Origin of the sequence: Brevundimonas nasdae (assembly GCF_016654005.1) — a bacterium.
In the GTDB taxonomy this organism is placed as follows: Bacteria; Pseudomonadota; Alphaproteobacteria; order Caulobacterales; family Caulobacteraceae; genus Brevundimonas; species Brevundimonas nasdae.
The window spans coordinates 83,452-93,423 of the sequence record NZ_JAEPWN010000013.1; the positions used below are offsets into that span (position 1 = coordinate 83,452).

At 63.6% G+C, this 9,972-nt stretch carries 9 protein-coding genes, 1 tRNA gene and 1 pseudogene; 4 read left to right on the plus strand and 7 right to left on the minus strand.

Annotated elements, in window-relative coordinates; all coding sequences use genetic code 11:
• The first annotated feature begins 9 nt into the window (after positions 1–9).
• Complete coding sequence (locus JKF87_RS16495; RefSeq protein ID WP_370874356.1) at positions 10–2,358, plus strand: ATP-dependent helicase; 2,349 nt, start codon at positions 10–12, stop codon at positions 2,356–2,358.
• An 84-nt stretch (positions 2,359–2,442) separates the two neighbouring features.
• Here JKF87_RS16495 and JKF87_RS16500 read toward each other — a convergent pair whose 3' ends face one another.
• From JKF87_RS16500 to JKF87_RS16520, 5 genes are read right to left on the minus strand one after another with little or no spacing between them, the layout of a single operon-like run.
• On the minus strand, positions 2,443–3,237 hold the full coding sequence (locus tag JKF87_RS16500; RefSeq protein WP_201100974.1) for an MBL fold metallo-hydrolase: 795 nt from the start codon (positions 3,235–3,237) through the stop codon (positions 2,443–2,445).
• A complete protein-coding gene (locus tag JKF87_RS16505; RefSeq protein ID WP_201100975.1) occupies positions 3,234–4,016 on the minus strand; it encodes a TatD family hydrolase in 783 nt (260 codons plus the stop codon). Before JKF87_RS16505 ends, JKF87_RS16500 begins: the two co-directional genes overlap by 4 nt.
• Entirely contained in the window at positions 4,017–5,009 is a 993-nt protein-coding gene (locus JKF87_RS16510; RefSeq protein WP_201100976.1) for a DNA polymerase III subunit delta', read from the minus strand. It abuts the gene before it with no gap.
• Entirely contained in the window at positions 5,006–5,638 is a 633-nt protein-coding gene (tmk, locus tag JKF87_RS16515; protein WP_201100977.1) for a dTMP kinase, read from the minus strand. The genes JKF87_RS16510 and tmk overlap by 4 nt, the downstream gene beginning before the upstream one ends.
• A gap of 37 nt (positions 5,639–5,675) precedes the next feature.
• Positions 5,676–6,515 carry a septal ring lytic transglycosylase RlpA family protein gene (locus JKF87_RS16520; RefSeq protein WP_236261458.1) on the minus strand — a complete coding sequence of 280 codons (840 nt, stop codon included), beginning with the start codon at positions 6,513–6,515 and terminating at the stop codon, positions 5,676–5,678.
• Between the two features lie 128 nt (positions 6,516–6,643).
• Here JKF87_RS16520 and JKF87_RS16525 point away from each other — a divergent pair.
• Positions 6,644–6,733: transfer RNA gene (locus JKF87_RS16525), tRNA-Ser, on the plus strand.
• 69 nt (positions 6,734–6,802) lie between these two features.
• Here the strand turns inward: JKF87_RS16525 and JKF87_RS18670 are convergent.
• Positions 6,803–6,991 (minus strand): helix-turn-helix domain-containing protein, encoded by a 189-nt coding sequence (locus JKF87_RS18670; RefSeq protein WP_370874355.1) that lies wholly within the window; start codon positions 6,989–6,991, stop codon positions 6,803–6,805.
• Positions 6,988–7,323: a thermonuclease family protein gene (locus tag JKF87_RS18675; RefSeq protein WP_201100979.1), complete on the minus strand. Its 336-nt coding sequence runs from the start codon at positions 7,321–7,323 to the stop codon at positions 6,988–6,990. The genes JKF87_RS18670 and JKF87_RS18675 overlap by 4 nt, the downstream gene beginning before the upstream one ends.
• Before the next feature lie 977 nt (positions 7,324–8,300).
• On the opposite strand from JKF87_RS18675, the gene JKF87_RS16535 reads away from it, so the two are divergent.
• Both JKF87_RS16535 and JKF87_RS16540 read left to right on the plus strand, forming a co-directional pair.
• Positions 8,301–8,606, plus strand: coding sequence for a hypothetical protein (locus JKF87_RS16535; RefSeq protein WP_201100980.1), 306 nt, complete (start codon positions 8,301–8,303; stop codon positions 8,604–8,606).
• 307 nt (positions 8,607–8,913) lie between these two features.
• Positions 8,914–9,662 (plus strand): annotated as a pseudogene (locus JKF87_RS16540) (IS5 family transposase).
• Positions 9,663–9,972: the final 310 nt, after the last annotated feature.

A 9,972-nucleotide genomic window follows, 5' to 3' on the forward strand; every position in this document is an offset into this window, starting at 1 on the left:
ACCCATTCAGTGACCGATTTCCCCGCCCCCCGCATTTCCGACCTCGCGCGCGCCCAGCCGCCGCATGAGGCCGTCGACTATCTGAAGGGCCTGAACCCCGAACAACGTCTGGCGGTCGAGACGACCGAAGGTCCGGTGCTGGTTCTGGCGGGCGCCGGCACCGGCAAGACCCGTGTCCTGACCACCCGGCTGGCCCATATCCTGGCGACCGGGCGGGCCAAACCGTGGGAGCTTTTGGCCGTCACCTTCACCAACAAGGCCGCGCGCGAGATGCGCGAGCGGATCACCCACCTGATCGGGCCATCGGCCGAGGGGCTGCGCTGGCTGGGCACATTCCACTCCATCGCCGCTCAGATCCTGCGTCGCCACGCCGAACTGGTCGGCTTGAAATCCAGCTTCACCATCCTGGACACCGACGATCAGGAACGGGTGCTGAAGCAGCTTCTGGAAGCCGCCAACATCGACACCAAACGCTGGACGCCAAAGTCGCTCAGCGGCCTGATCGATCACTGGAAGAACCGCGGCTGGACGCCGGACAAGCTGCCGCCCGGCGAAGACTTCGCCAATGGCAAGGGCCAGGGCCTGTACGCCGCCTATCAGGCGCGCCTGCGGTCCTTGAACGCCTGCGACTTCGGCGACCTGCTGCTGCACAACATCACCATATTGTCGCAACACGCGGACCTGGCTGAAGAATATCGCCGCCGTTTCCGCTATATTCTGGTGGACGAATATCAGGACACCAACGTCGCCCAGTATCTGTGGCTGCGGCTGCTGACCTCCTCCACCGGCAATGTCTGCTGCGTCGGCGACGACGACCAGTCGATCTATGGCTGGCGCGGCGCCGAGGTGGACAACATCCTGCGCTTCGAACGCGACTTCCCTGGCGCCAGGATCGTCAAGCTGGAGCGGAACTATCGTTCGACCAGCCATATCCTGGGCGCCGCATCCGGTCTGATCGCAGGCAACCGCGATCGTCTAGGCAAGACCCTGTGGACCGAGGACGACAGCGGCGACAAGGTTCGCGTGCGCGGCGTCTGGGATGGCGAGGCCGAGGCCCGACTGATCGCCGACGAGATCGAAACCGCGCGCCGCCCCCACGCGGGCCAGCCGGGACTGAAATACAAGGACATGGCCATCCTGGTCCGCGCCTCGTTCCAGATGCGGGCGTTTGAAGAACGGCTGGTCATGCTGGCCATCCCGTATACGGTCATCGGCGGCCCGCGTTTCTTCGAGCGCGCCGAAATCCGCGACGCCCACGCCTATCTGCGCCTGATCCTGTCCGAAGACGACGACCTGGCCTTCGAACGGATCGTCAATGTGCCAAAGCGCGGCATCGGCGACACCTCAGTGCAGAAGATCCTGCAGATCGCCCGGCAGCATGATCTGTCGGCGCTGACGGCTGTGCGCGGCCTGATCAACACCGACGAGCTTCAGGCCCGCACACGCACGGCCCTGTCCAACTTCGTGCGTGATCTGGACCGCTGGCGCGCCCTGGCGGACGACACCCCGCACTGGCAGGTCATGGAGACCGTGCTGGAGGAAAGCGGCTACACCGACATGCAGAAGGCCGACCGCACCAGCGGCCAGACGCGGCTGGAGAACCTGAAGGAACTGGTCCAGTCGATGCAGCAGTTCGAGACGCTTCAGGCCTATCTGGAGCACGTCTCGCTAGTCATGGACCTGGATCGCGGCGCCAATGACGACCCCAACGGCGACGGCGCGGTGCAGATCATGACCCTGCACGGCGCCAAGGGGCTGGAGTTCCCGCTGGTCTTCCTGCCGGGCTGGGAGGAAGGCGTCTTCCCCAGCCAGCGCAGCATCGACGAAAAGGGCGAAAAGGGCCTCGAGGAAGAACGCCGCCTGGCCTATGTCGGCGTCACCCGCGCCAAGAAGGACGCGCGGATTTCGTTCGCCGCCAACCGTCTGGTCTATGGCCGCTGGACCTCGCAACTGCCCAGCCGCTTCGTCGACGAACTGCCCATCGCCCATGTCGATCCGCAGTCTGACACCGGCTACTACGGCGCCTCGACCGGCATGAAGGAGGCCAAGAGCCGGTGGGACGAAAGCCCGTCCTTCGGCAGCGGCTATTCCTCGCCCGGCTGGAAACGCGCCCAATCCTACACCGCCGCCCAGACGCCCGCGCGCATCCCTGCCCGCAAGGCCGTGATCGAAGGCGATGGACGCCTGATCGCAACCGCCGCCAAGTCCAGTTCGAAATGGGCCAAGGGCGAGCGCGTCTTCCACCAGAAGTTCGGCTACGGCTCCGTGCGCGTCATCGAAGGCAACAAGCTGCTGGTCGACTTCGACAAGGCCGGCGAAAAGCGCGTGATCGACAGCTTCGTGGAGAAGGCGGACTAAACGCTTCGCACCGTAGCTGTTTGCGACGTTTCGCAAACACTATGACGCATCATCTGGATAAGCCGACTGCGTTAGCCGCAGTTTTTAACCGACCAGTCGGCTCCAACCGTCAAAAGCGACCTCGACATTTGGTGGAACAATTGCCGACAGTTGCTTGTAATCCATGTCGATATGCAGGTTCGTCAGCACGGCGCATTCAACATCTGCGGCGGCGATCCACTCCAACGCGCGGTCCAGATGGGCATGGGTCGGATGCGGCGTGTAGCGCAGCGCGTCCACGATCCAGACCTGGCATCCCGCCACCGCCTTGATCGCCGCATCATCCAGGTCGGACACGTCGCTGGAATAGGCCACGTCGCCCAATCGATAACCGACTGAACGAATCGGCCCATGCGCCTGGTCGAAGGTGACGACCGGCACAGCCCCGCCCGCCCCATCGACAGACCAGGGCGTGCCGTGCGGAGGAATGATCTGGCCGTCCAGAAGCGGCGGATAGCCGAACTTGGTCTCGAAGATGTAGTCGAACCGATAGGTCAGCGACGCATGGGTCACGGCGTCCATCCACGCCGGTATCCGCTTGCGCGCCCGCGCCGCAAAGGTGCGCAGATCGTCGATCCCGTGCGTCTGGTCGGCGTGGTCGTGGGTGTACAGAACGGCGTCAACATGCCGGGTTCCGCTGGCCAGCATCTGCTCCCGCAGGTCTGGCGAGGTGTCGATCAGCACATTGGTCACGCCGTCCGGCCCGGTTTTTCTCGCCAGCATGGAACAGCGCGTGCGCCGGTTCTTCGGCTCGGCAGGATCACAGGCGCCCCAGTCTCCGTCGCCACGCGGCACGCCGCCCGATGATCCGCTGCCCAGAATGACGACTTCAAAGCTCATGCCGGTCTCGGTATCCGGTCAAAAAGGCTGAAAAATGCATCGGTCGTGCGCTGGTCGGCGTCTTCAGGGCTCCAGCCTCTGATTTCAGCCAGTTTGTCCAGCACATGACCGACATAGGCCGGCTCGTTCCGACGGCCGCGATGCGGGATCGGCGCCAGATAGGGGCAGTCCGTCTCCACGATGATCCGATCAGCCGGCATGTCGCGGATGACCGCCCGCACATCCTCAGCCGCCTTGAAGGTGGCGATGCCGGAGACCGAAAACCAGGCGCCCAGCTCAGCCGCCGTCTTCGCCAGCTCCGGGCCGCTGGTGTAGCAGTGCATCAGCATCCGAAACGGCCCAGCGGCCTGTTCCTCGCGCAGGATTTGCGTCATCACCTCATCGGCCTCGCGCGTGTGAATGACCAGCGGCAGGCCGGTGTCTCGCGCCGCCTTCACATGCTGGCGGAACACCGCCGCCTGAATGTCGCGCGGGCTGAAGTCGTAGTGGAAATCGAGACCGCACTCGCCAATCCCGACGACCTTGGATCGCTGGGCCAGTTCGATGAGGGTCTGCGCCGTCAGGTCCGCGGCATCCTTGGCCTCATGCGGATGAACGCCGACCGTGCACCAGATGTCGTCGTGCGCCATGGCGATGCCGTGGGTCGCCTCAAAGGTCGTCAGCTTGTCGGAGATCTCGACCATAAGCTGCACGCCCGCCGCCCGCGCGCGTTCGATGACCGCATCGCGATCCTCGTCGAACTGGGGCGCGTGCAGGTTCACATGGCTGTCGATCAGCATTCAGCCCAGTCTTTCTTCTTGCGCCCGCGTCCGCCGCAGGTCCGCCAGCGCCCCCGCCAGCACATCGCCCCGGTCCAGGTTCAACCCCGCCGCCCGGTCCGGCAGCGGCTGCAGCCGCTCCCACAGCTCGGCCCAGCGATTGCCACGTCCCGGCCCGCTGTTCAGCGCCCGCATCCGCACCGCCGCGATCAGCCGATCCATCAGCACCTCGAACCGCTCCTGCCCCTCGGCGCCGCGGAACTTGTCAGCGATGGACAAGGCTTCGGCGCGATCGATGTCGCCCGCCACCCACTGGCGCGCCAGCTGGTCCATCTCGAACGTGGTTCCAGCGGCCAGCGCCAGGGCTGCGCCGGGGGATCCGCCCGCCATGGCGGCGGCATGTTCAGCGTCTTCGATATCCGCGCCCGTGCGATTGCGCACCAGGGTCTCCAGACGCTCAGGCGTCCAGATCGGAAAGCTTAGGCGACGGCAGCGCGACCGGATGGTCGCCAGCAGACGCCCCGGCGCATGGGTCACCAGGAACAGCACGCCACTCTCAGGCGGCTCCTCAAGAACCTTCAGCAAGGCGTTGGCGGCGTTGATGTTCAAGTCATCGGCGGCGTCGATGATGGCCACCCGGTGCTGGGCCTGGGAGGGGCTCTTGGAGAAGAACTCCGGCAGTTCGCGTGACTGGTCGACCGAGATCGACTTCTTGATCTTGCCGCCCTCGACCAAGCGTTCCAGCACCAGCAGATCGGGATGCGCCTGGGCCGAGATCAGCCGGCTGACCGGATCATCGCGCCGTGCGCCCAATGGTCCGCGCGCAGGATCAGGCGCCGCGCCCAATAGTCGCCTGGCCGCCCGATAGGCGAAGGTCGCCTTGCCGGTTCCCTCGACCCCGCACAACAGCCAGGCGTGATGCAGACGCCCTCGCTGCAAGGCATCCAGAAACGCCTCTTCCGCCGCCGCGTCGGGGATCAGATCGAACCGGTCGCGGGGGTGCTCGTCACTCACAGCAGCCGATCCTGAACCGCGCGCCAGACCCGGTCTTCGACCTCCTCCAGCGTGCCGACGGCGTCGATCAGAACACACCGCTGGGGATTGGCTTCAACGATGCGTAGGAAGCCCTCGCGCAGCCGCTGATGGAACTCCAGCCCCTTGGATTCAAACCGCGTTTCGAACAAGCCGCGCCCAAACGCCCGCTCCAGACCGACTTCGACCGGCAGGTCGAACACCAGCGTCAGGTCGGGTTGGTCCGCGCCCACCACGCCCGCATCAATCTGCTCGATGAAGCTCTGAGCCACGCCGCCGCCTGCGCCTTGATAGGCGCGGCTGGAATCGGCGAAGCGGTCGCAGATCACCCAGTCGCCCGCCGCCAGCGCGGGCCGGATGGTCTGCTCCAGATGGTCAGAACGTGAAGCGTACATCAGCAGCGTTTCGGTCATGGCCGACCAGGGCTCGGCGTCGGTGGCCACGACCAGATTGCGGATCACCTCCGCGCCTTTGGAGCCGCCGGGCTCGCGCGTCCGCACCACAGTGCGCTCGCCCAGCACAGACTGCAGGCGCGTCATCAGACGTCCGACCTGCGTCGACTTTCCGGCGCCTTCGCCGCCTTCAAAGCTTATGAATTTTCCACGGGTCACGCGCTCACAATGGCGACCACGGCGCGGGAGGCAAGCCTTAGCGGCTGGATATCAACAGGGCGTCTGCATATCCCCGCGCCACAACGGCCTGACGGGCGCTTTCGGCGGCGGTTGCATCTTCCCAGGGGCCGACAACGACACGGTACAGCTCTCGCCCGCCGCTGTTCGTCGGCTGAACCGTCGCGCGATCACCCAAACGCTGAGCGATTCGGCGTGCAGCCCGCTGATCAGCGAAGGCCCCGGCCTGCACCCACATGCCTCCCGTTTGCGCCACGACCGTAGATGCGACAACGGGCGGCGGCGGCGTAGCAGCGACCGTCGTATAGGGCACAGGTTGGGACGCAGGCGGCGTCCGTGCGGGGCGCGCTTCAGCCTGTTGCAACACCACGCCGCCGCCCAGCCGCGGCGCCTGGCCCAGATAGCGAACCCGAACACGTCCGACGCCCTGGGAAATCATGCCCAATTCCTGAGCCGCGCCGCGCGACAGGTCGATGATCCGGCCATCCACGAACGGCCCCCGATCATTGATGCGCACGACGACGCGGCGACCATTGTCCAGATTGGTGACCTCGACCAGCCCCGGCAGTGGCAGGGTTTTATGGGCGGCGGTCAGCTCATGCATATTGAAGCGTTCGCCAGTCGAGGTGGGCCGCCCGTTGAAGGCGTCGCCGTACCAGGAGGCCATGCCGACCTCTTCATAGTTGGGCTGTTCCTTGGGCGTGTACCACCGCCCGCGCACCTGATAGGGCCGCATGGTGCCGGAAACGATCGGCGCGGGGTCGTTAACGACGGGAATAGCCCCGCCCCCGCGTCCGCCGCCAAAGGTCGAACACGCGGCCAACAGCGAAAACAGCCCCAAAATCAGGGCGCTGCGCATCAATCTCACCGCTGTCATCCGTACGCCTCGTCACAATCGTGGAAAACAGCGTGACAGAAGACATTTCCGCTTTGGTTAATGAGGGGTTCGCCTGCTATGGCGTTCGCCCGACCGAGCGCAGCCGGTAAGGAAGTGTGGCCGAGTGGTTTAAGGCACTGGTCTTGAAAACCAGCGACGGTGAGAGCCGTCCGTGGGTTCGAATCCCACCGCTTCCGCCAGCCGTTCCCGCCAGCACTGGATTTGCTGGGCGCTTGGGATATCCGCCCTAAGCCGCGCCCTAAGCCGCTTCAGGCGGAGAAGCCAGAAGCGCTTCGAGTGAACTTCTGGGGGATAAGTGTTCGCCTCCCGATTTTGCGTCGCTCCAAGCGTCCGTCTGCAAGCATCGCATAGATGGTTGCCTCGCTCAGACTCATGGCCACGCTCGCCTCTGCGACTGAATAAGCCAGATTGAAGCCGTTGTCGTTCGCCGCGCTCATTCCCAAACACCCCTTCTCTCTCGACGGGCCTGACCCTCGTCACGTCGGTAAGGATCGCCGAAGTTGGTTTCGCTGATGGCCAGGCCTTCACGCACGAGGGTTCGGCCCAGGTCACGACCGTTGACGGTGCAGACTGCGACGTAACGTCGGTATCGATCGGTCGAGGTCACGGTGCACCGGGCGCCGTTGGCGGCGAGACGACGGGCGCGCTGGGTTGCCCGATCCGCTGATGCGCGGGCGACCGGCGAGCAGGCCCAGACGTTCGGACGCTGGCGGCACCGGGTGAACGGCGCGACCTCACAATCCCAGCCAGGCGGACGCGTGACGCTCACCGTCCGAGGTCACGCAGCGTCCACTATCTCCATCTGACATCGCGAGGGTCACGCAGATCAGTACGGTGGAGATCATCGCTCGCTCCTGTCTGGGTTGGCGCGGGTCATGCTGCGATCCTTTCGTCCGCACGCGCGAAGTTGCGGAGCCGAAGGGCGCGGCAGACCTCACGGCGGATCTGCGCGCCGGTCATGTTCTCGACAGCCCATGCGTGGGTTTCGGCGCAGGTCGAAGATTTGGATACCGGTGCCCCGTGTCGCGCGACGGCGTCCCGACGCTCCTGAGCCGAAAGCACATCGAACACGGCTCGCGGGTCGGTACCCCCTGATGCCAGTATCCGGGTGCCGCCTTGTCGAACCCCGCATCGGTTTCAACCAGCTTCCAGCACCGATCTAGGCCGGGCAGGTAATCAGGATTGCGCCAGTGTTCGCGACCAAGGCACGGCCATCGGCAACGGGATCAATCGGGGCAACCCGAAGAGCGATCTGCAGCCGAACGGCACCGCTACAGGCCCGTCATCCGAAAGGGTGGCGGGCCTTTTGCCATTCAAGGGGCCGGTCAGCCTAACTTAGGCCGCTCCGCAGCTCCGTAGAAACCGAGACATAAAATCAATATCTTAAGTCTATTTCACGCGATTTTCAGTAAAACTAAAGCAGACCCTTTGTTGCATTAATTTACACCCCGCGCGGACAATTATTCGCAATCAAGCTTTACTGTACATGAAAACCCTCTAACGGTTTCGCCGCGCTACTTCGGGGGCGCGGAGCAAGTGCCGAACCTTTTGTGGCTCCGGCGCTTAAGAACGGCCTGACTTCCCTCCAAAATGAAGGCCAGGCCGTTCTCCCTTTCTGGACGCCATTCCTGTGCGGCAAAGTTGCGCAGCGAAACGTCGCGTAGGCCCGTAGTTCTACTTATTCAGAATTCAGACGTAGTTAACGAAGCAAGCTCAGCCTGATCCTGCCAGCCTATGGAGGGAAATATGGCGCGGAAGATCGGCTTTGATAAAGCTGTAGAGTTCATTCGCAAGACGAGACTTCTTCTCGAAAAAGAAGCGCAGGATACGGACGAGTTTGAAAAGATCGTACTTCGGCACACCCCGCGTCATTGGGAGGAAGCGGCCGTCATACTCGAAGAGGTCGCATTCAATCTGCAAGCAGGCGCCAGATGTGACGGCCTGGATATCGTCGCTGTGAACCGGATCGGTTATTGGCTCCGGCAACAGGATGCAGATCAGCGGATTAAGGCGGCGACTCCCATTCGCAGCGCGCGCGCCAAAGCCGCGTAACGGTGAATCCGAACCGGACAGTGCTTGATGGATCAAAGCCTCGGAGTTTGCGCTCCGAGGTTTCTTCGTCTCGTCTCGAAGTTAAGTCCGAGGCGATGCCGGGCGATACGACCCCGCCGATCTAGCCGCCCGCTTCTCGCGAGGCCTGATCCGCGACTAGGGTCCGCACGCTGTCGACGACATAGTCAGGATCGGCCTGGGCGAAGCCGATTAGTTCGTCCATGATGCTTTGGCGTGTCGGTTCTAGGCTCAGGACCCATTGATCCGAGAGGCTCGATCTGATTCAGGCTCCTTAGGAGTCTGGATTATGAGCGACCTGTATTGGCTGACGGACGAGCAGATGGCCCGGCTGGAGCCTATTTTCCGAAGAGCCATGGCAAGCCCCGGGTTGTCGACCGTCGGGTGCTGAGCGGGATCATCTTCGTGAACCGCAACGGCCTGCGCTGGCGGGATGCGCCGGCAGCCTATGAGCCGCATAAGACGCTCTACAATCGCTGGAAGCGGTGGAGTGAAGCCGGTGTCTTCGTTCGGATGATGGAGGGGCTGTCCGGCGCTCAGACCGAGCGTCGCACGGTCGTGATCGACGCGACCTATCTGAAGGCGCACCGCACAGCTTCGAGCCTCGCGGTAAAAAAGGGGGCCTCGGTCGGCTGATCGGACGCACGAAGGGCGGCATGAACACCAAGCTTCACGCCGTGACCGATGCAGACGGACGACCGATCAGCCTGTTCATGACAGCGGGCCAGGTCAGCGACTACACCGGCGCGGCCGCGATGCTGGACGGCCTTCCTCGGGCGCGATGGCGGCTGGGTGATCGGGCTACGACGCCGATTGGTTCAGGGACGCCTTGCAGGCCAAGGGCATCACGCCCTGCATCCCTGGACGCAAATCCCGAACCGAGCCCATCCGATACGACAAGCGCCGCTACAAACGGCGCAACCGGATAGAAATCATGTTTGGGCGGCTGAAGGACTGGCGGCGCGTCGCCACGCGCGCTGCCCGACCGTCTTCCTATCCGCCATAGCCCTCGCCGCTACCGTCCTCTTCTGGCCATGAGTCCTGAGCCTAATGAGAATTTTATTCTCAACTTTACACACAGACATGACGCTCCTTTTGCTTATAAAGTCGGCTTTTTTCATAGACCATCATTACAATCTATTGACGCCATTTACTTGCAAGCAAACACCGATATGGACAATCAAACTGATACCAGGCCTTTCTCTTCGAACAATTGATGGAGAAAACACTCAAACGAGTCACCCCACCAGGACCGGCGCCGCATAACCGCCTTCCGCGCAGGACAGGCCGTGCACCCGCACGTCCGCCTCGCCCAGCCCCACGCCCAGCAGATCCAGCAATGGGTTGA

Coding starts and splice junctions, on each gene's coding strand:
- JKF87_RS18670 (WP_370874355.1), bottom strand. CDS start 6,991: ATGAGCGCGGCGAACGACAACGGCTTCAATCTGGCTTATTCAGTCGCA.
- JKF87_RS16535 (WP_201100980.1), top strand. CDS start 8,301: ATGGCGCGGAAGATCGGCTTTGATAAAGCTGTAGAGTTCATTCGCAAG.
- JKF87_RS16505 (WP_201100975.1), bottom strand. CDS start 4,016: ATGCTGATCGACAGCCATGTGAACCTGCACGCGCCCCAGTTCGACGAG.
- JKF87_RS16500 (WP_201100974.1), bottom strand. CDS start 3,237: ATGAGCTTTGAAGTCGTCATTCTGGGCAGCGGATCATCGGGCGGCGTG.
- JKF87_RS16520 (WP_236261458.1), bottom strand. CDS start 6,515: ATGCGCAGCGCCCTGATTTTGGGGCTGTTTTCGCTGTTGGCCGCGTGT.